The organism is Exiguobacterium sp. USCH10, assembly GCF_037619445.1.
GTDB classification, from domain to species: Bacteria; Bacillota; Bacilli; order Exiguobacteriales; family Exiguobacteriaceae; genus Exiguobacterium; species Exiguobacterium aestuarii_A.
Genome location: NZ_JAQPZO010000001.1, coordinates 819,794 through 846,068, shown reverse-complemented (window position 1 = coordinate 846,068; position 26,275 = coordinate 819,794). Strand labels below are relative to the sequence as shown.

30 protein-coding genes are annotated in these 26,275 nt (G+C 46.8%); 16 read left to right on the top strand and 14 right to left on the bottom strand.

Annotation, left to right across the window (positions count from 1 at the left end; translation table 11 throughout):
- Window positions 1-22: 22 nt before the first annotated feature.
- The 4 genes from PQI28_RS04360 to PQI28_RS04345 all read right to left on the bottom strand — a co-directional run bounded on the left by PQI28_RS04360 (window position 23) and on the right by PQI28_RS04345 (window position 2,587).
- On the bottom strand, window positions 23-628 hold the full coding sequence (locus tag PQI28_RS04360; protein WP_339962617.1) for a general stress protein: 606 nt from the start codon (window positions 626-628) through the stop codon (window positions 23-25).
- Window positions 629-640: 12 nt separating this feature from the next.
- Window positions 641-1,156: a general stress protein gene (locus PQI28_RS04355; protein WP_339962616.1), complete on the bottom strand. Its 516-nt coding sequence runs from the start codon at window positions 1,154-1,156 to the stop codon at window positions 641-643.
- A gap of 112 nt (window positions 1,157-1,268) precedes the next feature.
- Window positions 1,269-2,171, bottom strand: a complete 903-nt coding sequence (locus PQI28_RS04350) for a hypothetical protein (RefSeq protein ID WP_339962646.1) — start codon at window positions 2,169-2,171, stop codon at window positions 1,269-1,271.
- A gap of 2 nt (window positions 2,172-2,173) precedes the next feature.
- Window positions 2,174-2,587, bottom strand: coding sequence for a methylglyoxal synthase (locus PQI28_RS04345; RefSeq protein WP_026824646.1), 414 nt, complete (start codon window positions 2,585-2,587; stop codon window positions 2,174-2,176).
- Window positions 2,588-2,809: 222 nt separating this feature from the next.
- On the opposite strand from PQI28_RS04345, the gene PQI28_RS04340 reads away from it, so the two are divergent.
- Both PQI28_RS04340 and PQI28_RS04335 read left to right on the top strand, forming a co-directional pair.
- Complete coding sequence (locus PQI28_RS04340; RefSeq protein ID WP_214785514.1) at window positions 2,810-4,561, top strand: mechanosensitive ion channel; 1,752 nt, start codon at window positions 2,810-2,812, stop codon at window positions 4,559-4,561.
- A 103-nt stretch (window positions 4,562-4,664) separates the two neighbouring features.
- Entirely contained in the window at window positions 4,665-6,143 is a 1,479-nt protein-coding gene (locus tag PQI28_RS04335) for an HD-GYP domain-containing protein (RefSeq protein ID WP_214785515.1), read from the top strand.
- Window positions 6,144-6,173: 30 nt separating this feature from the next.
- On the opposite strand, the gene PQI28_RS04330 is transcribed toward PQI28_RS04335, so the two are convergent.
- Together PQI28_RS04330 and PQI28_RS04325 are read right to left on the bottom strand one after the other, a co-directional pair.
- Window positions 6,174-6,476, bottom strand: a complete 303-nt coding sequence (locus PQI28_RS04330) for an AzlD domain-containing protein (RefSeq protein WP_339962615.1) — start codon at window positions 6,474-6,476, stop codon at window positions 6,174-6,176.
- Window positions 6,473-7,204, bottom strand: coding sequence for an AzlC family ABC transporter permease (locus tag PQI28_RS04325; protein WP_214785517.1), 732 nt, complete (start codon window positions 7,202-7,204; stop codon window positions 6,473-6,475). The genes PQI28_RS04330 and PQI28_RS04325 overlap by 4 nt, the downstream gene beginning before the upstream one ends.
- A 114-nt stretch (window positions 7,205-7,318) precedes the next feature.
- Between PQI28_RS04325 and PQI28_RS04320 the strand changes: the two genes are divergently transcribed.
- Window positions 7,319-8,020 carry a CBS domain-containing protein gene (locus PQI28_RS04320; RefSeq protein ID WP_214785518.1) on the top strand — a complete coding sequence of 234 codons (702 nt, stop codon included), beginning with the start codon at window positions 7,319-7,321 and terminating at the stop codon, window positions 8,018-8,020.
- On the opposite strand, the gene PQI28_RS04315 is transcribed toward PQI28_RS04320, so the two are convergent.
- Together PQI28_RS04315 and PQI28_RS04310 are read right to left on the bottom strand one after the other, a co-directional pair.
- Complete coding sequence (locus PQI28_RS04315; protein ID WP_214785519.1) at window positions 8,003-8,338, bottom strand: antibiotic biosynthesis monooxygenase; 336 nt, start codon at window positions 8,336-8,338, stop codon at window positions 8,003-8,005. The two genes, PQI28_RS04320 and PQI28_RS04315, sit on opposite strands and share 18 nt — an antisense overlap.
- Before the next feature lie 76 nt (window positions 8,339-8,414).
- On the bottom strand, window positions 8,415-9,254 hold the full coding sequence (locus PQI28_RS04310) for a M15 family metallopeptidase (RefSeq protein ID WP_339962614.1): 840 nt from the start codon (window positions 9,252-9,254) through the stop codon (window positions 8,415-8,417).
- 174 nt (window positions 9,255-9,428) lie between these two features.
- On the opposite strand from PQI28_RS04310, the gene PQI28_RS04305 reads away from it, so the two are divergent.
- Window positions 9,429-9,647, top strand: a complete 219-nt coding sequence (locus PQI28_RS04305; protein WP_074036747.1) for a hypothetical protein — start codon at window positions 9,429-9,431, stop codon at window positions 9,645-9,647.
- 55 nt (window positions 9,648-9,702) lie between these two features.
- The gene (locus PQI28_RS04300) at window positions 9,703-10,170 is read left to right on the top strand and encodes a hypothetical protein (protein WP_339962613.1); all 468 of its coding nucleotides are present in this window, start codon (window positions 9,703-9,705) and stop codon (window positions 10,168-10,170) included.
- A 17-nt stretch (window positions 10,171-10,187) separates the two neighbouring features.
- Here PQI28_RS04300 and PQI28_RS04295 read toward each other — a convergent pair whose 3' ends face one another.
- Window positions 10,188-11,291 (bottom strand): glycerol dehydrogenase, encoded by a 1,104-nt coding sequence (locus tag PQI28_RS04295; RefSeq protein ID WP_214746693.1) that lies wholly within the window; start codon window positions 11,289-11,291, stop codon window positions 10,188-10,190.
- A gap of 372 nt (window positions 11,292-11,663) precedes the next feature.
- Here PQI28_RS04295 and PQI28_RS04290 point away from each other — a divergent pair, with 372 nt between their 5' ends.
- From PQI28_RS04290 to PQI28_RS04265, 6 genes are all read left to right on the top strand, one after another.
- The gene (locus tag PQI28_RS04290) at window positions 11,664-12,323 is read left to right on the top strand and encodes a type 1 glutamine amidotransferase domain-containing protein (protein ID WP_214695688.1); all 660 of its coding nucleotides are present in this window, start codon (window positions 11,664-11,666) and stop codon (window positions 12,321-12,323) included.
- Window positions 12,324-12,432: 109 nt separating this feature from the next.
- Entirely contained in the window at window positions 12,433-12,858 is a 426-nt protein-coding gene (locus PQI28_RS04285) for a DMT family transporter (RefSeq protein WP_214785523.1), read from the top strand.
- Between the two features lie 14 nt (window positions 12,859-12,872).
- Window positions 12,873-13,547 carry a Crp/Fnr family transcriptional regulator gene (locus PQI28_RS04280; protein ID WP_339962612.1) on the top strand — a complete coding sequence of 225 codons (675 nt, stop codon included), beginning with the start codon at window positions 12,873-12,875 and terminating at the stop codon, window positions 13,545-13,547.
- Window positions 13,548-13,558: 11 nt separating this feature from the next.
- Entirely contained in the window at window positions 13,559-14,032 is a 474-nt protein-coding gene (locus PQI28_RS04275) for a DMT family transporter (RefSeq protein WP_214746702.1), read from the top strand.
- A gap of 91 nt (window positions 14,033-14,123) precedes the next feature.
- On the top strand, window positions 14,124-15,452 hold the full coding sequence (locus PQI28_RS04270) for a hemolysin family protein (protein ID WP_339962611.1): 1,329 nt from the start codon (window positions 14,124-14,126) through the stop codon (window positions 15,450-15,452).
- A 310-nt stretch (window positions 15,453-15,762) separates the two neighbouring features.
- Entirely contained in the window at window positions 15,763-16,455 is a 693-nt protein-coding gene (locus PQI28_RS04265; RefSeq protein WP_214695703.1) for a hypothetical protein, read from the top strand.
- Window positions 16,456-16,617: 162 nt separating this feature from the next.
- Here the strand turns inward: PQI28_RS04265 and PQI28_RS04260 are convergent, their stop codons facing one another.
- Window positions 16,618-17,802, bottom strand: a complete 1,185-nt coding sequence (locus tag PQI28_RS04260; protein WP_339962610.1) for an amidohydrolase — start codon at window positions 17,800-17,802, stop codon at window positions 16,618-16,620.
- Between the two features lie 128 nt (window positions 17,803-17,930).
- Here PQI28_RS04260 and PQI28_RS04255 point away from each other — a divergent pair, with 128 nt between their 5' ends.
- The 3 genes from PQI28_RS04255 to PQI28_RS04245 all read left to right on the top strand — a co-directional run bounded on the left by PQI28_RS04255 (window position 17,931) and on the right by PQI28_RS04245 (window position 19,658).
- The gene (locus PQI28_RS04255) at window positions 17,931-18,479 is read left to right on the top strand and encodes a LemA family protein (RefSeq protein WP_015880351.1); all 549 of its coding nucleotides are present in this window, start codon (window positions 17,931-17,933) and stop codon (window positions 18,477-18,479) included.
- Window positions 18,480-18,497: 18 nt separating this feature from the next.
- Window positions 18,498-19,385 carry a zinc metalloprotease HtpX gene (gene htpX, locus PQI28_RS04250; protein WP_339962609.1) on the top strand — a complete coding sequence of 296 codons (888 nt, stop codon included), beginning with the start codon at window positions 18,498-18,500 and terminating at the stop codon, window positions 19,383-19,385.
- Window positions 19,386-19,454: 69 nt separating this feature from the next.
- Complete coding sequence (locus PQI28_RS04245) at window positions 19,455-19,658, top strand: hypothetical protein (RefSeq protein ID WP_339962608.1); 204 nt, start codon at window positions 19,455-19,457, stop codon at window positions 19,656-19,658.
- A gap of 15 nt (window positions 19,659-19,673) precedes the next feature.
- Here PQI28_RS04245 and nagE read toward each other — a convergent pair whose 3' ends face one another.
- From nagE to PQI28_RS04230, 3 genes are read right to left on the bottom strand one after another with little or no spacing between them, the layout of a single operon-like run.
- Complete coding sequence (gene nagE / locus PQI28_RS04240) at window positions 19,674-21,164, bottom strand: N-acetylglucosamine-specific PTS transporter subunit IIBC (protein ID WP_339962607.1); 1,491 nt, start codon at window positions 21,162-21,164, stop codon at window positions 19,674-19,676.
- The gene (locus tag PQI28_RS04235) at window positions 21,161-22,009 is read right to left on the bottom strand and encodes a PRD domain-containing protein (protein ID WP_339962606.1); all 849 of its coding nucleotides are present in this window, start codon (window positions 22,007-22,009) and stop codon (window positions 21,161-21,163) included. Before PQI28_RS04235 ends, nagE begins: the two co-directional genes overlap by 4 nt.
- A gap of 20 nt (window positions 22,010-22,029) precedes the next feature.
- The gene (locus tag PQI28_RS04230) at window positions 22,030-22,518 is read right to left on the bottom strand and encodes a PTS sugar transporter subunit IIA (protein WP_339962605.1); all 489 of its coding nucleotides are present in this window, start codon (window positions 22,516-22,518) and stop codon (window positions 22,030-22,032) included.
- A 458-nt stretch (window positions 22,519-22,976) separates the two neighbouring features.
- Here PQI28_RS04230 and PQI28_RS04225 point away from each other — a divergent pair, with 458 nt between their 5' ends.
- Together PQI28_RS04225 and PQI28_RS04220 are read left to right on the top strand one after the other, a co-directional pair.
- Window positions 22,977-24,893 (top strand): endonuclease MutS2, encoded by a 1,917-nt coding sequence (locus PQI28_RS04225; RefSeq protein ID WP_339962604.1) that lies wholly within the window; start codon window positions 22,977-22,979, stop codon window positions 24,891-24,893.
- A 63-nt stretch (window positions 24,894-24,956) separates the two neighbouring features.
- Window positions 24,957-25,664 carry a hypothetical protein gene (locus PQI28_RS04220; RefSeq protein ID WP_083600206.1) on the top strand — a complete coding sequence of 236 codons (708 nt, stop codon included), beginning with the start codon at window positions 24,957-24,959 and terminating at the stop codon, window positions 25,662-25,664.
- Between the two features lie 33 nt (window positions 25,665-25,697).
- Here PQI28_RS04220 and PQI28_RS04215 read toward each other — a convergent pair whose 3' ends face one another.
- Window positions 25,698-26,270 carry a hypothetical protein gene (locus PQI28_RS04215; RefSeq protein ID WP_339962603.1) on the bottom strand — a complete coding sequence of 191 codons (573 nt, stop codon included), beginning with the start codon at window positions 26,268-26,270 and terminating at the stop codon, window positions 25,698-25,700.
- Window positions 26,271-26,275 lie beyond the last annotated feature (5 nt).

Below are 26,275 nucleotides of genomic sequence, written 5' to 3'. Positions count from 1 at the left end.
CCGCGTCAGGCTCTATTTACAATTAAAAGCGTCGAATGTTGTCTGGGTCTTCGACATCGTTTCGATAAGCACGATCATCAAGACCGCGTAGTTTTTCTTCGCGGTCAGGATTCTTTGTTTGTTTATCAAGCTTGTCTTGCTCCGGGTCTACCGGATGACTTGGGTCAACGGTCTTGGCCTCATGATATGGTTTCGAGTCGATTTCCAAACCATCGTCCGTGTGACTACCGAGATGGGTAGATGATGCGTCTTGATACGGTTTCGCGTCGACCGTCACCCCGTCTTGATGACGACGCTCGAAGTCCTCATCCACATAGACGAGAATCTTACCGGCTTCAACATCGTCATAATGACGTTTTACTTCATCTTCGCTAAGTCCCATATTTCGTAAACCGGCATGAACATCTTCATGACCACTCAAGAAGGCGCGAACTTTATCGAACCAACTTGCATGATGTGCAGCTTCTGTATGAACATCTGTGTCCCGTCTCAAAATCGATACGTTGTCTTCATGCTTCGTGACGACGTAAATGTGTGAATCCTCGTAACCTTTTGCCCGCAACTCTTCGATTTTTCCAAGCGCTGCATCTTGTGTCTCGTGCATACTGATGAATCGTTTCTCGTTCATAATAGTTCCTCCTTATAGTCGTCGATGGTCTTCTAGGCCAGAATGTCCACGAACAATCGGATCATCCGTTGTCCCTTTTGGTTCCTCGTCATGATCATTGAACGGCTTCGCATCAAAAGCAATCCCATCTGCCTTCTCACCTTTGTCATGATCGAGTTCGCTATCTTTCTTGTACATATTCGGATAGCGATCATAAGAATGACGATCGATATAGAGTAAAATTTGACCTTCATCGATGGCATCATAGTATTGTTCTGCCTCGGCGTCGCTGAGTCCCATGTTGCGAAGTTCATCGCGGATACGGTCACTTCCATGTAGGAATGCTTTCACGCGATCAAGCAAATTTACATCTCGAACTCCAGCCTCGGCATTGACATCCGTGTGGTCACGCAAAGCAGAGATTTCCCCATCTCGCTTGGCAACGACATGCATATTCTTTTCGGCTTCCCCTGCAGCCCTCAACTCGTCTACTTTATGCATGACTTCCTGTTCCGTCTGAAACAGACCAATCATTTTACGTTCTGACATCGAATACCTCCTTAATTTTTGCCAATCTTCAAATAGCGTCACAATAGGAGTAATTTCCGTTCTATCCAAAATTGAAACAAAAAACGCCATCCCCTGAAAGGAGTGGCGCAGATTAATAATAAAGCATGAGCGTGTCGTCTCCGAGCGAACAACGTGTACTCTTCCAGACGAACTCAATCAACGTCCAAATGGCCATGAAACCACTGATTGCTAACAAAATGAGCGCATACAGTGGAGTCAATTGAATGATGAACGACCAACCAAGTGTCATCAATAACGGTTGAATCAAAAAGATGGACGTGACATAGACGACCACGATGAGTAAAGCGAAGGCGATCCGTCGTCCGAGCGTATGAATGTGGTGCCGAAAACGGGTCAATATACCGAAGATGGCACCCGTCACGAGAACAGGTAACAGGAAGGCCAGGTAGTCAATCGGATATGTCGACATCGGTGCAGTGAACAACCGTCCGCTGAACACATCGTCGATAACGAGCAGTAAGTTGGCGTATGAAAATGCCAAAATCATACCGAGTAACCAGCCGAAACGGTTCCAAATCGCACGTGATGATTTGAGCGCTTCGATTTTCGTATAAGCGAGGAATGCAAGATCACGAACTTCAATCTCTTTCAATGAGAGTTTGGCTTCGTCCAGTTGATTGACCGCCCAATCGAAATCTCGATTCGCTTGAGCTTTTTCATGAGGTTTTAATTCATCCGAGGCATCGATCAAGACGTGGTAGCGACGGCGATATTCTTCATTTGTTTCTGGTTGTTCGATGAGGAAACGAGCGTACTCATGCGGATCTTGGTTTAAGAGACTGTCTAACGACTGTCCACTTTTCTCCGCATGGCGGATATAGCCGGCGAGAGCCAGCAAGAGGCGGTCCGCTTCCGCCTCATCTCCAATCAGTTCAATCAAGCGCTTGCGCACTTCGTTGAAAAACTGTTGGACGTTCGGGTCATGAATCATATTCGGTTCCAGGGAGATTCCTCTCCTTTCTTGGTTTGTCATGGTCACGCAGGTGGTTCGTCATTATGAGAAAGTTTAAGCGACTCGAAATCACCTTGTTCGATGCTGCGAATCAAAATCTCGCTTCCTCCCATATTTGTCGAAAGGGGGATGGAATAAACGTCACAAAGACGCATCAATGCGCTCACGTCTGGTTCGTGAGGTTGGGCAGTCAATGGATCCCGGAAGAAGATGATCATATCCATCTCACCGCGTGCGACGGCAGCTCCAATTTCTTGGTCCCCTCCAAGCGGTCCTGAGCGGAAACAATGAACCGGTAACCCGGTCGCTTCCGCAATCCGCTTACCCGTTGTACCCGTTGCGAACAATTGATGTTTCTCTAGAATATGTGCATACGTTTTAATGAGAACAATCAAATCGTCTTTCTTTTTGTCGTGAGCCACTAAAGCGATGTTCATTCGAATTCCTCCTAAAATGACTTCTCATGTTATTCGTATCATATCTCAAGGGATTTGACACGATTTCTCTCTTAACTTACGTACCCATTTCTATGGAATCGTAATAGTGATGTAAAAGAGTTGTCATGTGCATGAGGTTTGATGATTTTGAAATATAGGTATTTAAAGAAAGAACACTGTTAAGGAAAAGCAATCATCTCATAAAAAAAGGAGGAAGATTCGATGAACAATACAACGTATAACTTCAATTCGTTCATGTCATGGCTACCAGAGCTTTTGCTGGCAATTGTTATTCTCGTAGTCGGTTATATCTTGGCGAAAGTATTGGAAAACGTGACACGAAAAGCATTGAAGAAGGCACGACTCGATGAGCGGGCCGGTATCAAAAAAGAGGGGGAAAAAGGAGATAAGTGGACACCTGAACGCATTATTGCAAAAGTGGTGTTCTTTGGGGTGTTACTTCTCGCATTCCTGATCATCTTTGAATTCATGAATGTCCCTGCAATTACGGAGCCGTTCAGTCAGATTTATGAAGGATTCTCTGGGTTGATTATCGGTGTCATTAAAGCAGGTTTGATTTTACTCGTTGCGTGGGTCATCGCTACCCTTTTGAAAAAAGGGATTCAAATGGCGGGGCACCGCTTGAATTTAAGCAAGTTGATGGAAAAAACGGGACAAGAATCGACAAGTGTCAACCAAACGAAATGGGTCGATACGGTCGCGAACATCGTCTTCTATCTCGTTCTCTTATTGGCATTACCGGCTGTACTTGACGCATTGGGACTTCGTGGGGTCAGCGGACCATTCGAAGACTTGTTGAACAGTTTCCTTGGATTCATTCCGAAGCTTGTCGCAGCAGCGCTCATCTTCGCAATCGGTTATATTGTCGCGAAGATTGTACGTGACATTTTGACGAAGTTCCTTGAAGCAGCAGGATTAGATCGATTGGCAGAGCGATTCCATCTTTCTGACTATGTGAAGGGATCGAGTCTTGCGAAAGCAATCGGTACAATCGTGTTCATCTTCATCATGATTCCGGTCACGATTTCGGCACTTGAAGCGCTTGATATTCGAGGAATCTCGGAACCAGCGATTGCGATGCTCAATGATGTTCTTGTCATGATTCCAGACATCCTTGTCGCAATCGTCCTCGTCCTCGTCGGTGTATTCGTGGCAAGATGGTTGAAGGGTGTCGTTGTATCACTCCTTGAGAACCTTGGCGTCAATTCATTGGCTCATAAAATGGGCTTCGGGGAACGAGCATCTTCGATGTCGATCGCCCAAGTGGTCGGTGTCATTGTACAAGTGATCGTCATCTTACTCTTCGTATCTGAAGCACTTCAGGTGGCGAATCTCGAGTTCATGGCGTCTCTCGCCACTGCAATCTTCGCTTACTTGCCAATGGTGATTGCGGCACTCATCATCTTGGCGGTCGGCTTCTGGTTAGCTAACATGGCAGAACGTTTGGTCGGAAGTGTTCTTGTCGATGGCGCAGGACAACCGAGTGCGCTTCGTTACGTAGCGAAATATGCGATTCTCGGACTCGTCTTCTTCATGGCCATCAGCCAGCTCGGCATCGCGCCGATGATTGTCAATACGGCCTTCCTTCTTATTCTTGGAGCCGTTGCCCTCGCCTTCGGTCTTGCTTTCGGGCTTGGCGGTCGCGAGACGGCAGCACGCTACTTGAAAAAAGCGGAGCACCGTATTGATGAGACGGAAGTTTCAAAAGAAGGACTCGAAAAAGAAAAAGAACAGATGAGTCGCGAAGCGGAAGCTGCGAAACAGCAAGCCAAACAAGGTGTTGAGCAGTCGAAGCAGGAAGCGGAACAATCGAAGAACGAAGTGAAGCGAGACGTTCATGATTCAACGGAAGATCACGTAAACGGACCGGAACCAAATCCGTTCCACGACAATATCACTCCAGATCAAGACAATCGTTCACTTGACGACAACGATGGTCCGTTACGCCCTTAATTGATTCTTTCACGGATCTCCCATGTGGAGGTCCGTTTTTTGTGTTCAACTTTGAAAGGAATCTGGTCGATAGATAAAGAAAAGAGTGACAGAGGTGAGAGGGATGTTTGAACGATTTCAACGAACACTCGTTGTGAACTATGTGATTGGCTCAGGATTAGCGGTTTTTGGTGTGGGGGGCGTTTTCATTTTTCAGACGCTTGATTTGTCAGTTCGTGAAATCGGACTACTTCTGGCCATTATGTTCGGTTCGGGAATTGTCATGATTACGTCAGAACTTCTTTTGTATCGTAAACATATTCGACCGATCCGACGGTTTTTTGCAACTGAGTCTCCGACGATACAAGAATTGGCGTCGGCGTTCGAACAAGCGAGCCGCTTCCCAATTTTAACGGTCGAGCGAATTTTGGGTCCTCATTTATTTGGATTATCCATTCCGTCAATCGCTTTGACGACCATATGTATTTACAATGGCTGGATTGATTTACCGTATCGTTTGATTGGTCTAGCTGCCATCGGTGCCGTCATGATTGCCGTGTTGCACGCGTTGATTGAGTACTTTTTGACGGTACGGTCGGTGGAACCGCTACTCGTGTATATGAAAGAAAGGCACTTCGAACTTTATCATCAGCCTATCCATGCAACATATCGGTCATTCAGTGTCCGAACTAAATTATTGATTAGCATGCTCATTACGGGTGTCTTTCCAATCATGTTGTTTATGTTGGCCTCGAGCGTTCAATTGTCGACCTCGACTCGGACGGATACATATTGGAATTGGGCGTTCGTGATTCTTGTCATTATCGTTGGGATTGCAGTGTTATGTAGTTTCTTACTCTATGACAATATCAAACGCCCGATTGGACTCTTGACGTCGGGAATCGAGCAGATGGAATCAGGACGACTCCAAAAAATCGAAAACCCCTATTTAGATGAGTTCGCCCAATTGATTGGTGGGTTCAACCAAATGGTCGAGACGGTGAACGCTCGTGAACAAGAGAATGCGCAACTGTTGGACAGTCTCTTCATTTTATTCGCGGCAACCCTCGATGCACGTGACCCTTATACGGCCGGTCATTCAGAACGTGTGGCGATGTACTCGGTAGAGCTTGCCCGTGCGCTTCATTTGCCAAAGGAACAAATCGATTTACTCAATAAGTCTGCACTTCTTCACGACATCGGGAAAATCGGGATTCGTGATGATGTCTTGCTGAAGGAAGGAAAATTGACAGACGAAGAGTTCTCAAAAATTCAGGAACATCCGACGATTGGCATTCATATATTGAGTCAAATTCATTTACCGGCATCCCTTCAACCGATTTTGGCCGGGGTTCGGTCGCATCATGAACGAATCGACGGCAAAGGGTATCCGGACCGCTTAAGTGAGGTCGATATTCCATTGTTCGGAAGAATCATGGCGATTGCCGATGCTTATGACGCCATGACGTCTGATCGGCCTTATCGCTCTGGGATGCCGATGGAAAAGGCACTCTCTATTTTAGAGAGCGGTCGTGGCACGCAATGGGACAGCGAATTTGTAGACGTATTCGTAAGGCTTCGTCGACAAGCGATATCTGCATAAAAAGGAGCGGCACCTCGTGTGCGGCTCCTTTTAGAATAGAGTTTGGAATGCGTACACACCGAATACGGCTCCGATAACGACAACGACGAGATTGACGCGGAGTAGCGCAAGCGTCGTAGCAACCACTCCTCCGAACAAAGCGGACGTCGTAGTGGTCGTCGAAGACAAGACTCCCGGAAAAATCAAACTAGCCAATACCGCATACGGGATGAAGGAAAGAAATCGTTTCATATATGCCGGTAACGCCAATTCCTTTAACCAGAGTAGCGGGACGAGGCGAGGAAGATACGTGACGAGCGCCAACCCTAGGACGAGCAAAAATAAGGACATCATGAGACCTCACCCTCCTTAAATAGAAAAGCACCGATTCCGGCTGCGACGACAGTCGCGATGATGATCCGAATTCCATCTGAAATCGGAAAGAACGGCGTGATCATCCAATGAAGCACCGCTTGCATGACGATGGCGAAACTCGCAACAACGAAGACGGGGCGATTCGTCAAGGACGGGACGAGTAACCCGATGAACATCGCATATAGCGCAATGCCCATGCTCGCTTGTAACGTGCCGGGAAGACCGAAAGCGAGAAAGACACCAATCCAAGTACCGATGTTCCAAGCGAGAAAGGCAATCGTATTCAATCCGAGAACGAACAGACCAGAACGTGCCTCTTTTCGGGTGGATGCGATACTGAATGTTTCATCGGTGACACCGAACGCAATGGCTGCTAAAAGCTTGCGAGACGTTGTATCGATTCGTTGCGACAACGAGGCGGACATTAAAAAATGACGAGAGTTTAGAATGAACGTCGTCAGAATGATTTCCCAATACATCGAACCGGTCATCAGCAATTGCACGGTGATGAACTGACTCGCTCCTGCAAAGATAAAAAACGACATGGACAACGTGATCACGTTTGGCAGATCAAACGATTTTGCCAAAAGACCGAAGGCGATGGCAATCGGGATATATCCAATGGCGACGGGAATACCTGCTCGCAGTCCCGCGCGAAATGTCGACTGTTGTGAAGATGGGGATGTGGATTGAACTGAAGTCGCCATGACAGCCCTCCTTGATGATCAAGATGATTTCTATGTCATTCGGGATGAATGGACGGTTTCCTGCTGAAACGATGAAAAAGAGGGTATACATGTATCGTTAAGGAGGGTGGTCACATGAGTCGTGCTGAAGAATTTTTGGCATCCTACCATCGAATCGAGGACTACTTGAGTCGAGAGATGGGAGACGGACAGCATTTTAGTTTTAGCAATATGGTGAATCGGTTAGCGAAACAAAATCCAATCATCGATCGGTATAAAGAAGATTTACATCAAATGAGTCAACTGCGAAATGCCATCGTTCATGAGCGTCGTGAACCTGATTTCATTATCGCGGAACCCCACGAGTCGCTCGTTGAATTGATTTTAGAGGTGGAGCGTGAACTGCTTCATCCACGTCTCGTCATCCCATTGTTTGCGAAATCAGTGGTGACGTTTCAGTCCGAAGATTTTTTGACAGAGGTGCTCCGAGAGATTCGCGATAAAAACTACTCGCAGTTTCCTGTGTATCACGACAACGGCTCTTGGCGTGGTCTTCTGACGAAAAAAGGAGTGACCAGTTGGTTGGCCGAGACGATCGACGGAACCAACTTATCACTCAAAGGAGTTCGCGTGAAGCATGTTCTCCATCATGATCCGCATATGCATCGGTATCGATTTATTCGAAAAGATGCGACAGTCATCGAAGCACAACACTGCTTCACGCAAATGAAAGAGGGCGCACGATACGACGCCCTCCTGATTACGGAGACTGGTAGTCCAGATGAAACGCTACTTGGAATCATCCGTCCTCAAGATTTATTAAACGCGCTCCGTTGAGGCGAGGTGTTCAATCGCGACCTCATATTGGGTCACGGTGTTGCCGAGGACGATCGGTTTTACTTCCGACGTCCCGTCATCTCGTTTCTTATGGGCGTGCTTGTAGGCATTGCTGTCGCGCCAATTTTCAAAGCTTGCCGCATCCCGCCATGTGGTCATGATGACCACATGGTCCATTGCTGCATCGGACGTATCTGTCAACACTTGCATCCGGACAAAGCCATCCATCGCTTCGATTCCTTTTGTCGTCTCGAAACGCGATTTGACCGCATCGACTTTTCCTTTTTCAACGTCTAGTTTATTCATAACAATCCACATCCCGCATGTCCCCCTATACGAATAAGATGATTCCATTATACCGTGAACAGGGAAATGTCTAAAAAAGGATGCTCACTCAACGTTTGCCCCACCATTCTTCAAACGCCCAGTTCTTCTGCTTCATCATCGTCGCTTCGGTTACCCCGACATAGCGCAAGTGCCATGGTTCATAATTATATCCGGTGATTTTTTCTTTTCCTTTCGGATAACGGACGATAAAGCCGTAACGATGGGCGTTTTGAATCATCCACTTTCCTTCAGGCGATTGGTCAAAGGAGGCGTATAACCCTAGACGCATACGTTGACTCGTCATATCCACCGCTAGACCGGTTTGATGCTCACTGTGTCCGGGACGGGCGACATATTTTGAAGCGTATGCGACCCCGCGCGTATTGACCCAGTAGGCATATAGGGATTTTTGAGTCGAATAGGAGCGATAGGCGCTCAGTGCGTATAACGTATGACCTTGCTTTCGACCTGCGTAATACAGTTTCGCTAGTGCGTAAGCGGCTTCCGCTGTCATCAGTGTTCGTTCGCTCCCTTTTTGATAAACAGTTGGGACGGTTAAGGTCACAAGTTGAGGGGAACGATAAGTGGACGGGAGCCCATAAGTTTTATTGACGAGTCGTAACCGATCGGCCGTTGGCATTTTCGGGATACCGGCTTTCAGGTTCGCGGTCGGAGTGAAGTACTTTGTACTCCCGATATAGACATTGGACCAACTTCGGTTATACGTGGTGTAACGGACAGGGACATTCGTTCGTAACGTCTTCAATACAGCAGAAGATTGCATCGCACGACCGTATAGGTAGGTTGTTTTGATGGTGTAACCTGGTTGTGGGGACGATGATGCCGCTGTCACCGGCGAAGCTTGCAACAAGAGCAGACAAATAATCAAGATACGCAGGGACTTCATGGCAAAACGCCTCCTCGTGGGTTAGATGATGTTCCTTTTCCCGCTTTCTTGATGGACTGAGCATCTTTTATCCATCCTTAGGTCGGATGAGGATACAGCTTGGGTCCGATGAAGCGAGGCACCAAAACAGATACAATAAACATAACGAATGAGATCGTAGAAAGGAGTGAGCGAATGGAAGTCTTATTTGGATTACCACTGTTGTTGCTCGTCCTGTTCTTTGCCTTTTTATACTTTAATATTAAAGGGCTATCGAATATGTGGAAGGACTACAATCGAACGAAATCGATGATTCCGCTCGGATTCTTCATCGTCGGGATTATCGGAATTTTTACAGGAGTGTGGACGTGGCTCGTCATTTTGATTTACTACGTCGTCCGCCCGAAAGACTAAACACTGTATGCAGACGCATACGGTGTTTTTGCTATACTAAGGACGAGGTGTTGAGATGGAGAAGTTAATAAAAGCATGGTTTATCGTGACGTTGATCGCGTTTGTAATCTTTAAGCTTGGTGAAGTAATGACAACCCCGTATTCGGAAACACCGAGTGAAGGGAATATATACTGGATTGTGCTCTTGATTGGATGGCCGTTTCTGTTATTGTTCATTTGGATTACGGTTCGTATGACACGTCGAGTCACGGCATCCGTGCGACCGATGGGGAGAATCGTGTTAGGTTTGGGTAGTCTCATCATGGCCGGGATTGCCTGGGTGACCAATCAATCGCAAGCGACGTCTCTTCGGGAAGGGATTCGTTTATCTACGAATGAGTCTTTCGCCGAAGGGTGGAACCAGTTCACGAATATCATTTATATGAACCAGCTGACTTTCTTTTTCCTGACAGTCAGTTGTATGGGGGTTGGGATTGTCCTTTCGTTCATCCCGACCAAAAAACAGCGAGAAGAAGCCGTGTGAGCTTCCTCTCGCTATTTTTATAACCGTTCTTGATAAAGACGGGCATATCGATCGGCTGCGATGATGGCGTCTGCAACTTCTTCTGGCGTGACATCAAAACCGCTATGAATCGTTTCGCCTTCTGCCGTGGCGGCTTTTCCGACTTTCAAGATATCTTCTCGAGATGCATCTTTCAATTTGATATCTTCGAGTGTGACCGGCAAGTCGAGTGCCATATAAAAGGCAACGTACTGCTCGAATTCTTCTTGAGGACGTCCTTCGAGTGCGAGTTGCACAAGTGTTCCAAATGCAACTTTTTCACCGTGCGTCAAATGGTGGATGTCCCCTTCTAACGCGGTAAATCCATTGTGAATGGCATGGGCTGCAGCCAAACCACCACTTTCAAAGCCGAGACCGCTCAATAGGGTGTTGGCTTCAACGATGGCTTCGAGCGCAGGTGTGACGACTTTTGCTTTGACGGCTTCATACGCTTGAATACCATACGTGAATAATACTTCTTCACAACGTTCGGCGATTGCTTCCGCCGCAAGCGTCGGGACACCACCGGCCATCGTCTTTCCTCCAAATGAAAGGACACTTCGGACTTCAACCCACGTCGCCAAAGCGTCGGCAATGCCTGATGCAAGGAAGCGTGGCGGTGCCTGTGCAATCAACTCGGTGTCCACCAGAACGAGATCTGGATTCTTTTTATAAAAACGATAACTTTCGAAATTGCCTTCATCTGTGTAAATGACTGAAAGTGCGCTCGTCGGTGCATCTGTCGAGGCGATCGTCGGTACAATGACGATGCGCGCATCCAATTCATCTGCGACCGCTTTTGCTGTATCAAGCGTCTTACCGCCACCGAGACCAATCACGAACGCTGTGCCACTTTCTTTGGCATCTGTGGCGATTCGAGTGATCTCATGCTTTGATGCTTCTCCGACAAAATCTGCTTTCGTCGCTTCAATATTGCTCGCCTGCAGTGAATGTGTCACACGCGAACCGACCAATTCCCAGACGACGTCATCCGCGATGAGTAAAGCGTTTGAACCGAAGTGAGCGACATACTCTCCGATGCGATCAATCGTTTGTTTCCCTTGCACATACTTAGCCGGACTGATGAAAATACGTTCTGACATAGTAAACTTCATCCTTTCATATCGGGTTTAGTGTAAGTGCTTACAACGACATCATACTACAGTTTGTGAAGGAATACCGTGAAGATTACATGAAGATTGGCAACTGACCGAGCACAAGCAACAAGATGATGATGGCGACAACAATGAGAAACCCCCAGTCATTCATTCGTTTCGTCATACGAGATATCCCCTTCATAGGTCTAAGTGTCGATTCATCTACAGTATAAAAGGATGTGGAAAAAAGGCAGGACGAATAAATCACCAGGTCAAAAAAAGAACTACCTGATGACGGTGAGGCAGTTCATAAGGTTTAACGGATGATGAATCGGGAACAATAGTGTCGTATGTTCATTATTGAAGGAGGAATTGAGTATGTCGAAACATGTACTGATTGTCACGACGTCAGCGAATCAATTATCAAATGGCCACGCAACGGGACTTTGGCTTGAAGAGTTTGCCGTGCCTTACTTGTTATTTGAAAAAGAAGGATACAAAGTGACGGTCGCGAGTATCGAAGGTGGAGACGTGCCAATCGATGCAAATAGTTTAGAAGATGGCTTGTCAGAAGACATTCTAAATACACGCGAGTTGCTCAAAGACACAGCGCGACTTGATCAAGTCGCAGACGAGTCGTATGACGCAATTTATTTGCCAGGTGGTCATGGGACAGTCGTCGATTTCCCAGAAAATGAAACGCTACAACGCGTTATTCGTAACGTTTATGAGAGTGGAAATATTGTCGGTGCCGTTTGCCACGGACCAGTTGGATTGGTCAATGTGAAACTGAGCAACGATGAACCACTCGTCAAAGATAAACAAGTGACAGGATTCACGGACGCAGAAGAAAAAGAAATGCAACTCGATTCTGCTGTACCATTCTTACTTGAGACGGGACTACGCAATCAAGGCGGACAGTTCAAAGGAGCCGACAACTGGGCAGTGAATGTGGCAGTCGACGAGCGACTCGTCACAGGTCAAAACCCTCAGTCTTCTGAAGCAGTCGGAAAAGAACTTGTCAAATTGCTAGGATAAATAGATAAAGCAACTTCGGTTATTCGAAGTTGCTTTTTATTTTTGGACATATGTCCTATTCAAGTGGTCATTCTTTTTGTACAGTCAGACGAAGAGAGAGGGGAATGACATGGGAATTATATTTGCCATACTATCTGGTACGTTTATTGCTTTACAAGGAATTTTTAATGCCAAACTAGGAGATGCGGTAGGGGCGTGGATGTCTGTCACAATCGTCCATTTTGTCGGACTTCTGTTAGCGCTCGTCATTTACTTTTTCAAACGAGATGCAGACATGACAGCTTTCAAACGTGTCCCTTGGTATTATAGTCTAGGTGGACTATTCGGTGTATTCGTCGTCTTCGGCGAACTGACAGCGATTCAACAACTTGGTGTGACGTGGGCAATCTGTGTCCTGCTTGTGGCACAATTGCTAGGCGCCTTTATCATCGATTTGAACGGTTGGTTTGGTGTCAAACGGAAGCCGATGAATACGGGACAGGTCATGGGACTCGTCTTGATGGTCGTCGGGATCGGAATCTATACATTCGCGTAAGGAGTTCAATTCTCATGATGAATATGATGGATGCACTGACAAGATTGCAGTGGAATCACCTTTTTTCTAACGAAACGCTTGAAGCTTCTTCTTTAGTCACTTATGAATCCGGTACAATGCTTTGTTCGAACAATCAACACATTGAATCCTTGTTCGTCGTGCTCGAAGGACGTGTCAAAATCTATACACTCAGTGAAGAAGGGAAGTTGCGCTTGCTTCGTTTGAAAGCTGCGCCGACGCTCATTGGAGACATCGAATATGCGAGTGGTCGTAACGTATTGCATACTGTCGAGGCGGTTGGTTCGGTAACCTGCTTACGGATTCCGTTCGAGGCACTTCGTCGTCATAATCGTACGATCGAATTCACGGAACATCTATTGCGTGGGGTGTCCGAAAAGCTGTTCATCGAGGCGAACGCCTCATCCAACCATCTCATGTCGACACTTGAAGAACGGTTGGCGGGCTATTTGATCTCTCTTAGTGAATCGGGTAACGAGCTGTTTCAAGCTGAAATGAGTCAACTGAAGCGTAAAGAAGTCGCCGAATGGCTTGGGACGAGTTATCGTCATTTGAATCGGACGTTGCAGGCGTTCGTCGATGAAGGATTGGTCACGCGAACGAGAAAAGAAGTTGTCATATTAAATAGTGAGCGATTGAAGGAACGTGCGAACGGCATGTTTTATGAGTAAGGAGAGGTTATATGATTTTTGGAATCATCTGTTCAGCAGTGGCTGGAGCATTCATTAGTGTCCAGGCGGCAGTCAATGCAAAAATGAATACAAATTTAGGAGCCTGGGCGACGACAGTGTTGGTTTTTATCGTTGGATTAATCGGATCCATCATTCCGTTACTGTTATTCGGAGGCAATCTTTCCGGATTACGTGATGTGTCACCCATCTATTGGCTTGGTGGGTTACTTGGGGTCGGTGTCGTGTATTGTGTCATGCGGAGCATCCAGTTGCTTGGACCGACTTTGTCCGTGTCACTTATTCTCGTGTCACAACTCATTTGGGCGCTACTCGTCGATTTGTATGGCGCCTTCGGGATGCCTCAAATCACGTTATCGGCTGGACAAGTCGTTGGGCTTACGGTCCTGCTCGTCGGAGTTATTCTCTTTAAACAGTCTCAGACCGCAGCCGTCGCCAAACAAGCCGTCAACGAAGCCACTTCATAAGGAGTGGCTATTTTTTCGAGCAAAACGGGTACAGGTTGGTAACGATTTTTTGATAAAATGAAACGGTATGGTTTTAAAAATAGCTGAGGTGATGAAAAAAGTGGATTCTTCCATAGTGATTGATTTGTTGATTGTTTTGTTTTTGATTGTGTTGAACGGGATTTTTGCGATGACAGAAATTGCGCTCATCTCATCGAAGCCTGCAAAACTTGAGGTTGAAGCAAATCGAGGGAAACGAAGTGCCAAGATTGCGCTTCATTATTCGAAAGACCCGACAGATTTGTTGTCGACCGTTCAAGTCGGAATCACATTGATTGGGATTATTAACGGGGCATACGGGGGCGCACGCTTCTCGGCACCGCTCGCATCGGCATTTGAACAAGCCGGAATGAGTACGCAGTATGCCGGAACCGTTGCTTATGTGGCCGTCGTTACGATTATTACGTATCTGTCGCTCATCATTGGTGAATTGGTCCCGAAACGGATTGCGCTCGTCTCGCCTGAGAAAGTCACGATGGCGATCATTCCTTCGCTCGATCTATTCAGCAAGGTGATGAAACCATTCATTTGGATTTTATCGAAGTCGACACTCTTCTTATTCAAATTGTTAGGGTTGAAGGCGGAACAGACGAGTGGGGAAACTGAACTCGAGATCAAACAACTCTTGTTTGAAGGCGCTCAACAAGGACAGTTCGCCCATGAAGAAGTTCGGCAAGTCGAACGGGTCTTTGCGTTTCATGATCAATTGATTTATGAGCTCATGCAACCACGGACGACGCTCGAATGGGTCGACTTAGAAGATGACATGGACGATATGAAGAAATCGATTTATGAAAGTAAACATAACAAGTTACCGGTCGGACGCGACTCGCTTGATGACTTTGTCGGGTACATCGACGTACGTGACATCTTGACGTTACCGACATTGCGTGAACCGTCACAAATTTTAAAACGCATCAAGCAACCGCTGATCGTGCCAAAGCAACGTGAAGCGAGTCAAGTGCTTCAGATGATGCAGAAAAATGGTGTCGAGATCGCATTCGTCTTAGATGAATACGGTGGATTCCTCGGGATGGTCACATTGTTCGACATTTTAGAAGAAATCGTCGGAGAAGTGATGATTGAAGAAGATACACCGGAAGTGGTTCGTCGTGAGGATGGATCGTATTTAGCGGACGGGTTACTCGGAATCGAGGACTTGAAACGAACGTTCGAGATTCGGGACGATCGCTTCGATGAGGGACGCAACTCGTATCATACGCTCGCCGGACTCGTTATTTACGCATTAGGTGATTTTCCGAAGCGGGGGGACGTGGTCGAAGCGTATGGCCTTCGTTTCGAAGTCGTGGATATGGACGGCAAACGTGTCGACCAAGTGCTCGTGTCTGAATTAACAGAACCAGTCAAAGAAGAGGATTGATGCGAATTGCTAATCCTAAAGCTGAAAGATGGATTTAATATGCCGATGATTACGTTGAGAAAGACATACTAGAGCAAAAAGACGCCCTATCGAAGGGTGTCTTTTTTTTCATGAGATGGTCAAAAACAAAAAATTCCAAAAAAGTATTTTAAAAAAGGTAAATAATTGATAAGATATACAATAGTGAAAGGGAAGCGAGGAGGGGAATTAATGCTAGATATAATTTGGCAAACAATTAATGTTGCTGCTGCTGCTACAATTGTATTTTTCGTTTATAAAATTATTTTCAGAAAAAAAGGAGAACGTAAAATTGAAGCTAAATAAAGTAATTCTATCGACTGTTCTAGCAACAACTTTAATGTTTGGAGGAACAGTATTACCAAAAGCTGAAAGCGAGCCTAAAGAAGTTCTAGATCATATGACGTCTGCCGAATATGAATTTATTGAGGCGCAAGAAGCAATAGCCACTTCAAAGACTTTATCTGAAGAAAAAGAAATTCAATCAATTTTATCTTCAAATAACCTACAACCAATCAGTGAAGAAGAAATTTCAGCAGATACAATCGTTATGAATTTTGATTCGATCGAAGAGTTTGAACAGTTTATTGCTGAAGCTCAATCGCCTTTAGAGGTATCTCTTGATAATAAATCAAACAATAACTTATTAGATTTATTTAATCCACAGACTGTCAATGCAGCAACTACTACATTTTCAAAGAGCCAATGGCATGGTGCATCTAAATTAAACTTGTATGTCACGGCTACTAAAGGGTCTAACGGACTAATTACCAAAACAAAAGTGTGGACATCTCACACTGGAGTAACTCTTGGTTTCCACTGGAAGCAAAACCAAGCATACGCTACATTGAGCTCTACAAAAAAGAGTGGAAAGGCTTATGGACATGGGACTTTTTCATGGGTTGTGTTTGTTAAGGGGATTGGAACTCTGTTCTCTCGGGATATTACAATGACGCGTTCGTTTCACTCTCAATACATCAAGTAAATTTATTCAGAAAGTTACATAGAAATAAAAAAGAGATGTTTGATGTTTTTAACATTTTCCATCTTTTGGTTGATTGACTTTTCTAATTAGAAAATAAAGAAAACGAATCAGGTCGTGCAACGAATCTGGTTCGTCAACAACTTGAGGATTGATGCGATTGCATCAATCCTCTTTTTCATGTGTCATCCATGTTCGTTGTAAAGCGCCTAGCAAAATGTGAGCCGTGTGGAGCATCGCTCGTTCATCCACATCGAAACGAGGATGGTGGTGAGGGAAAATCGCTGAGAGTTCAGGGTTTCCAGCGCCTGTGAAAAAGAAGCTGCCTGGTACTTGTTCTAAATAGTAAGCGAAGTCTTCTCCGACCATGAGTGGTGCCATCTCGATTACACCGTCTTCGCCGACGGTTTCTTTCGCACTTTGGCGGACGAATTCTGTTTCTCTTACATGATTGACGACGGCTGGATAACCTTTTATATAGTCAAGCGCGTACTCGGCATCGCTCGCAGCGCAGACAGAACGAATCATACGTTCCATATCCGTGATGATTTTTTCTTGCGTCTCTGAAGTGAACGTACGCACGGTTCCAGACAACTTGGCCTCTTCGGCAATCACATTGAACGCTTGTCCGGAATGGAGAGTCCCGATGGTCAAAACGGCAGGTTCCAGCGGGTCGATGCGTCGACTGACCACTTGTTGGAGATGGTTCGCCACATTCACGGCGACCATGAGGGCATCGACCGTATGTTGCGGAATCGCACCATGACCACCTTTTCCTGTGATGGTCAATTCAAAGCGATCGGCTGCCGCCATGACGGGACCTGTTTTGACGCCGACTGTTCCGAATGGGAGGGGTGTCCAGATGTGCGCACCATAAATATAATCCACATTGTCGAGACAGCCGTCCTCAATCATCGGTTTAGCGCCACCGGGAGCCAATTCTTCGGCGAACTGGTGAATCAGCACAACGTCTCCCGGAAGGTCCAGTTCGGTCAATACTTTCGCTAGAACCAAAAGCGTCGCTGTATGGGCATCGTGTCCACAAGCATGCATGACCCCATTTACTTTTGAACGATACGGGACGTCTTTCACATCTTGGATGGGAAGCGCGTCAAAATCGGCCCGTAACGCGATGGTCGGGCCATCTCCGCCTTTGATTCGACCGACGACTCCATTACCGCCAACGTGTTCACGTACTTCAATCCCAAGTTCGCGGAGATAAGAGGCGATCATCTTCGGCGTTTCAACTTCTTGAAAAGATAGCTCTGGATATTGGTGAAAATGGCGTCTTAGTGACACCATCTCTTCGAACAATTCGGTCAAACGTACTTCGGCATTCGTGACAACCATTGCGTACACTCCTTTGTGATCAACGCATTAAGAATTGCAACCATTTGCTAATTTTTATGAAAGTTAAGCTTATCTTATACGAGTAAAGGGAATTAATACAGGAGAAAATGAAGAAATGAGGTGCCAACATGGGGTGGATTATTGCGATTGTAGCGGTTGTCGTGCTCGTACTCATCTATTTTTCGATGTACAACGGGCTCGTCAAATATCGAAACTGGGTCGATGAGGCGTGGGCTCAAATCGATGTACAGTTAAAGCGGCGGTATGATCTGATTCCGAATTTGGTCGAGACGGTGAAAGGTTATGCGAAACACGAGCAGGAGACGCTCGCGAAGGTCGTCGAACTGAGAAATCAGCTTGGGGAGAAGTCGAATCGCCAAGATCAGATGGCGGTGAACGACCAACTGAGCGGGGCGCTGAAAAATCTATTCGCGCTTCGTGAAGCATATCCGGATTTGAAGGCGAACGAGAACTTCAAGATGTTGCAAGAAGAATTGACGCAGACGGAAAACAAGGTCGCGTATTCTCGTCAGCTTTATAACAATACGGTCATGAAGTACAACACAAAAATTGAATCGGTACCGACGAACATCATTGCCTCTGTGCACCATTTTGAAAAGCGCGATATGCTTGAGGCGCGTGCCGAAGAGCGCGAGAACGTTCGCGTCTCGTTTTGATGAATCGAGGTGGCAAGTATGCTCCTCTATGAACAGATTCGAAAGAATAAAGTGAAGACGGTTTTCATCGTCACAGGGTTTGTGTTGTTTGTCCTTCTCGTCGGAGCGGCCATTTCCTATGTGAACTATGGAGACGCAATCCCAGGTTTGATTTTCACACCAGTGTTCTCCTTGTTTTATGTCGGCATCGTCATCATGTCGAGCACGAATATCGTCATGAAGATGAATCGGGCGCAAGAGGTGACATCGGTCGAAGAACACCGCTTTTTATGGCACACGGTCGAAAATATGGCGATGGTCGCGCGCGTACCGATGCCCCGCATCTTTATCATTAACGATTCGTCACCGAACGCATTTGCGACAGGTCTGAAGCCGGAAAAGGCGGCTGTCGCCGTTACGACGGGATTACTAGAACGATTGTCTCGCGAAGAAGTGGAAGGTGTGATTGCGCATGAGGTCGCACACATTAAAAACTATGACGTGCGACTCTCGACGGTCACACTCGCACTCGTTTCGGTCATCGCCATTATGAGTGATATCGGTTCACGGATGTTATTTTTCCGAAGCATCAGTGGGGGACGACGTGACCAAAATCAGAATCCCATCTTCCTCATCATTGGACTTGTTTTATTAGTGTTGGCTCCGCTCATCGCGATGCTGATCAATATGGCGATCTCACGTAATCGCGAGTTTCTAGCAGATGCGAGTGGAGCGGAACTGACCCGAAACCCGGATGCTCTCGCTTCAGCGCTTGAGAAGATTGCCAATGTCGAAACGCCGGTCGGGCAAGCCTCGAGTGCCTCGGCCCCACTGTACTTCTCCGATCCACTTAAGAAGAAAGTGAGCGGACTGTTCTCGACACACCCCGATCCAGTCGAGCGGATTTCCCGACTTCGTCAAATGTGAGTAGAGCCTGTCCGGTTGCGGCAGGCTCTTTGTGTTACACTGAACTGGGGAAATAAGGGGGTGGATGAGTTGGGTAAAAAGAAGTACATAGGGTTCGTCCTTGGATTTTGTGTCGTCATTTTCTTATCAGGTTTTGTATTGAATAATCCAATTTGGCAATTGATGCGTGTCATTACGTGGCTTACGCAATACATCTTGCCGTGGATTTTCCTCTACTATTTCATTCAATTCTACAAACACTATGCACAAAAACAAGAAAAGCCACCCGAATGAGGTGGCTTTCGACGTTTATACGGCGCGGTGGCTACGGATTTTTTCAATCTCATCGAGGACGAACTGAACGTTTGTGCCGACGATGACTTGAATGTGATTCGGGCTGACGACTTTAACGCCAGGGATGCCGGCTTTCTTGATTTGATCTTGATTGACGGTATCCATGTCCTTCACATCGACACGTAGACGTGTGATACAAGACTCGATTCCTGTGACGTTGCTGTCACCGCCGAGACCGTCATAAATCATATTCGCCATCGCTGAGAATTCGTTACCTGAAGCAGATGCGACCGGCGCCACTTTCGTTTCGCCGTCTGTCGTTTCACTTGCGACTGCATCCACAACTTCATCCGGTTCACGACCTGGTGTCGCCAAGTTGAGCTTCACAATCATGAAGCGGAAGATTGCGTAGTAGATGACTGCAAAGACAAGACCTTGAACGAGTAACATGTATGGTTGGTTCGCAAGCGGCAAGCGCGAGCTCAACACGAAGTCAACCAATCCTGCACTGAATCCGAACCCGGCTGTCCACTGGAACGTTGCCGCGATAAAGAGCGAGATTCCTGTAAGGACTGCGTGTACAAGGTAAAGAACTGGTGCGAGGAACATGAATGAGAACTCGAGTGGTTCAGTTACCCCTGTAAAGAATGAAGCGAATGCAGCTGCGAGTAGAAGCGAAGCCGCTTGTTTCTTACGTTTTGTCTTCGCTGTATGGTACATCGCAAGTGCTGCGGCAGGAAGACCGAACATCATGATTGGGAAGTAACCTGCTTGGTACATTCCCGTTACACCTTTCTCACCTTCACCCGACCAGAAGTTTCCGATGTCGTTAATCCCTGCAACGTCGAACCAGAAGACCGAGTTGAGGGCGTGGTGAAGTCCGGTTGGGATCAAGAGACGGTTAAAGAATCCGTAAAGTCCGGCACCGAATGCGCCAAGTTTAGAAATCGATTCCCCAAATCCAACGAGGCCTGTGTAAACGACCGGCCAGATGAAGTAAAGTGCGACCGATACGAGAATCATCGAGAATGCCGTCATAATTGGAACGAGACGCTTCCCACTAAAGAACGCGAGGGCATCCGGTAATTTGACGTGACTAAAGCGGTTGTACATCGAAGCAGCGACGAGACCAGAAAGAATCCCGACGAACGCATTGGCAATCTTCCCGAATGCTGGGTTGACGGCTTCAACATCAACACCTTGGAATAAGGCGACCGTGCCAGCAGAGAGAAGTGTTGTGACGGTCAAGAAGGCGACGAGTCCACTGAGTGCCGCAGAGCCATCGCGGTTTTTAGCCATTCCGAGAGCGACCCCGACTGCGAAAAGAATTGGAATGTTATCGATAATCGCCGCACCCGCTTTAATTAAGAATGCAGCTGCAATGTTTTCAGATCCCCAGCCGACTGGGTCAATCCAATAACCAATCCCCATGAGAATCGCGGCAGCAGGAAGTACGGCAACCGGTAACATGAGGGAACGTCCGAGACGTTGGAAAAAGTTCATCATTTTTGATTTCCTCCTTTTTGGTGGTGTTGATCTTGTAGACGTTGAATGTGGAGCGTAATATAGCCAAGTTCTGACTCGGGCAAGACGATGCCATATGTCTCTTCCATTTCTTTTGCGACATCAGATGCGCACGCATAAGCAGACGTGAATTTCGTCTGAATCATGCGGAGCATATCTTCATCAATCGTGTGATGATCGTAATGGTTGACCCGATCCATGACGAACCGTAAATGTGTTAATAATCGTTGATAGGATAAGTCATCTTCTTCAATGGATACATCGAGTCGTCGTGAAATCGATTGAATCATGTCGCGGACAATCGTTGTCTGTTTGACCGTCTTGCGTAAATCACCTCCTTTCACTTTCATCGTATGGATATGAAGCGCGATGAACGCGGCTTCGTCTTTCGGCATTTGGACGTTCAATTTTTCTGCGATATGTTCAATCGCCCATAGTCCAATATCATATTCATTCCGATAAAGGATTTTAATCTCGTTCAACAGTTTGTTGCGTAACGAGATGCCATCCATCTCCCGCTCGATGGCAAATGAGATATGGTCGGTCAAGACGATGTGGATGTGTTCGTTGAACGATGTCTCAAGCCGTTTTTCTGCGTAAGAAATAATGTCCTCGGAAACGGTAAAGTGTTCAACTGGGATTCGACTCAACAACTGTTGAAACTTGTCGTTTTCCGGCATGATGAACAATTTTTCAATTTTATGGGGATTCACGATGTCGTTCTTCGTCTTTTTAAAGGCGACGCCAGGACCAATCGCAATCTTTTCTTCCCCATCGTCTGAGACGATGACCGCATTGTTGTTTAGAATCTTTTTGATCTTAATCATGTGTCCTCCTTGTTCCGGAGTCACGCTTCCACTCGGGCGACAATCGTCTTACCCGGGACGGCTTCCTTCGTGAATGTGAAGGCGTAATGATGGGCAAGCGAGCCACCATTCGTCACGACCATTGGCGTGACCGTGTCTTTACCAGCTTGATGGATTTGGGTTAAGTCGGCTGTCATTAACAGCTGTCCTGTTTTCACGTGGTCACCTACATCTACACGGAGGTCGAACGGTCGACCTTCGAGTTCGACGGTGTCGAGCCCGACGTGAATCAAAATCTCAGCACCATCCTCGGTCCGAATACCGATGGCGTGCTTGGTCGGAGCGATTTGTACGATCTCTCCGTCAGCTGGTGAGACGACTGCTCCGTCTGTTGGTGTGATGGCAATGCCATCTCCCATCATCTTTTCACTGAAGACCGGGTCAGCTACTTGATCGAGTGGAATAACGTCTCCTTCCATTGGCGAGTGCAGTGTCGGTTTGTGTCGATTCATTAACTTATTCCATAGCATATCTTCTACATCCTTTCTTAACGCAAAACGAGGAAAAACAAAACAGGCATGGAGTATAGACGGGTGGCATGCACCGTACGTCTTACCCCATGCCTGATCGAATCAGTCACATGTGATCGCTATTCGTTTCTTCACGTTCAACATAACATGTGTGGATTTGAGACACAAGTCTTTTTTTGAAAGCGTTCTCTAAAATTTTACAAGGTGACGAATCTGTTGTATAGTAAGGGCGAATCTATTGAAGAAAGGTGTTGCATGTTAATGAGTGAGGTTGTATCTGCCTAACGAACTGAAAAATGTCGGATGACACGTCTTTTTGTCATGCCGTCATGTTCCGTTACAGATACCGCCCATCAAAAACTGCCAGACACCGGTCTGTCTTTTTGCGTTGGTCGTCATCGACCGACGCTTTTTTGTTTGCGCGGTATCTCGATTCTACAATTTGAGGAGAGAGACACATGAACGAACAAACATTTGAAAAATTACAATACAATGAATTGATGACAAAAGTAGAGCGTTTCTGCATCAGCGGATTCGGAAGACGACTACTCAGACAGCAACGTCCGACGAGCCATATTTCGACGGTGAAGAAACGTCTTCAGGAAACGTCTGAAGCACGAGCGATTTTAGATGCGACGTCACATGTCCCATTCATCGGGGTATCTGATATGGAAACCATCATCGGGAAACTACAGCGAGGGATCCAACTCGAGGCAACAGAACTTGAAGCAGTCGCTGAATTTTTACGAGGCGCGCGCAAGCTGAAGCGATTCATGCTTGAACATGAATTTTTCGCACCGCTTTTGTCTGCATATGCTGCCGGAATGGGCGAATGGCGAACACTCGAAGAAGACATCACGCAAGCGATTCGAGCCGGTCAGGTCGTCGATGAGGCGTCAAAAGAGTTGAAGCGAATTCGAAAACAAGTCGACATTCTCGAAGGACGCATCGAGGAGCGGTTGGCCAAGTTTTTGAAGAGTGCCGCGAATCGCGAGATGATTCAAGACGGATTCATCACGAAAAAACAGGACCGCTTTACCATTCCAATCAAAGCTTCATATAAGCATAAAGTGGCGGGTACGATTGTGGACACATCGAATCGCGGTACGACGGTCTTTATTGAACCGGAAGCCATTTCAAAATTGAACGCCGAACTCGTCGTCAAACGGACGGAAGAAGCGGTAGAAGTGTATCAAGTACTAGCGACGTTGACGGGAGCCGTGGCAGAAGTTCTTCCTGACATCGAGGCGACGCTCGACGTCATCGCCCAGTACGATATGGTCTTCGCCAAAGGAAAGTACAGTCAGTCGATTGATGGCGTGACACCACATGTGAATGCGACCGGGCGCATTCGATTGAAACGAGTACGCCATCCGCTCTTAGAAAGCGCTGTGCCACTTGATTTTGCCATCGGTACGGACTATCGCGGCTTGATTATCACGGGACCAAACGCCGGCGGAAAGACGGTCGTATTGAAAACGATTGGACTCCTCAGTCTCATGACGATGACGGGTCTGCATATTCCGGCCCATCCCGATACGGTCATCTCGACATTCGATGAGGTGTTCGTCGATATCGGAGATAACCAGGATCTGGAGTCGGCGCTCAGTACATTCTCGGCGCATATGCACAATGTCGCGAAAATCATGCAAACCGCTGGAAAACGGTCGCTCTTGTTATTCGACGAAATCGGAAGTGGAACGGAACCGAATGAAGGGGCCGCCCTTGCGATTGCCATTTTAGAAGCGGCATATAAACGGGGCGCGATCGTCGTGGCGTCGACGCATTATGGAGAAATCAAATCGTATTCTGAAGCGCATCCGGATTTCATGAACGCTGCGATGCAGTTTGACCCGGAAACGCTCGAACCGAAATACCGGCTGCTCATGGGGCAGTCTGGCGACAGCAACGCCTTATTTATCGCTCGCAAGATGAAGTTACCGGAAGCGATTCTCAAACAGGCATCTCGTTACATGAACGAGAAAACGTATGACACTACGAAAGTCGATGAATCTAAAATAACGCGAGAAGTGGAAGTGGTACCACTTGAAGAAGCAGAGCGTTTTGAAAAAGGTGACCGTGTTCGTCTACTCGAGACGAATCAAGTCGGTCTTGTTTATTCGTTTGATGCATCGCGTCGGCATGTACGAGTGTTTGTGGATGCAGAGTATATAGAGTTGCCGAGTCGTCGTGTGCGGTTAGAAGCACGGGCAACGGAACTTTATCCGGCTGATTATGATTTGGATACGTTGTTTACGACGTATCAAGAACGAAAGGAAGCGCACGACTTTGCACGAGGATCGAAAAAAGCGTTACGACGAGTGGAGAAAGAGATTCGGGCAAGAAAGAAACAAGAGCACTCTAACCGAAAATGAATGTAGCATACGATGAAAGGGTAAGAGCACATAAAGAGAAGTCTTAATCTGGGAGGGGCTTATGTGTTCGAGTTAAGTTTTTGGTTTGCACTCGGTTTTGCCGTGATTCACTTTTTTTCAGGAAAGCTCATTCACGTGCGTGAAGTGCCGAGGAGCCGTTTTTTGTCAGTGGCTGGCGGGATTGCCGTTGCTTATGTATTTCTTCATCTGTTGCCAGAGTTAAATGAATATCAACGTGAACTCGAAGGAGAGATTGGAAATAACGTCTTCGCTTCCCTTGAGAACCATATCTTGATTATCAGTATGTTAGGACTAGCTGTCTTCTATGGACTCGAACGTTTCGCGACGGCGAATAAACGCAAACAAAAACCGTATGTATTTTGGATTCACATCGGTTCGTTCACGCTTTATACGTTTAGCATCGGTTATGTACTCGCAGAAAGTGAGTTTCAATCGAATGGTACGATGTTCCTTTACTTTGTGGCGCTCGGCATACACTTTGTCACGGTCGATCAAGGATTGCGTCAGCATCATCAGCAACTTTACGATCGACAAGGGCGCATCTTCTTAGCGCTTGCCGTGCTTATAGGATGGGGAGTCGGTACATTTGCAGAAGTAAATGAACTTGGCTTGTCCATCGTTGTCGCCTTTTTAGCAGGAGGGGTGATTTTGAACGTCATGAAAGAAGAGTTGCCTGCTGAACGTGAAAGTAGTTTTGGTGCGTTTTTAATCGGATTGTTGGGTTATGCGTTGTTATTACTCGTCATATGAAAAGGCAGCCACTTGCGGTGGCTGCCTTTTGACTTATAAGCTGTTGCTTTGATTTTCTACGTTGCTGTCGCCCTCTGTTGAAGCATCGTCATCTGAAGAGGATGAATCGTCATGATGTGGACCGTGCCCATGCCCATGGCGACCACCTTCACGTCCGCCACGCATGCCTCGAGCATCTTCTAAATCATCATAACTCGTCACATCGGCAAAACGTTCTTCGTGATCCGCAAGGATTTGATCGGCTTCTTCTTGCGTCAAGTTTCCTTCCTCCACAGCGGTTGCCAGTTTTTCTTCATGCGATGTCATGATGGCATCGATGAACGCTTCAATTGAGATCCCTTTTTCTTCTGCAAGCTCAGGAAGTGATTGCCCGTTTTCGCGAGCAGCATCCACTTCTTCTTCCGTCAGTCCAAGTGCCTCGATGAGAGCGGCATGACCTGCTTCCCGATCACCGAACATACCAGGACCTCGCTCGCCGCGTTCACATTGGGTGGATGCTGTCGTTGTCGATTCATCTGTCGTCGTGTCATTCGTCGCGGCATATACGCCTGTGCCCGAGACGGCTAAAAGACCCGCCAAGGCGATTGCAAGTTTTGTTGATTTCATGTGTA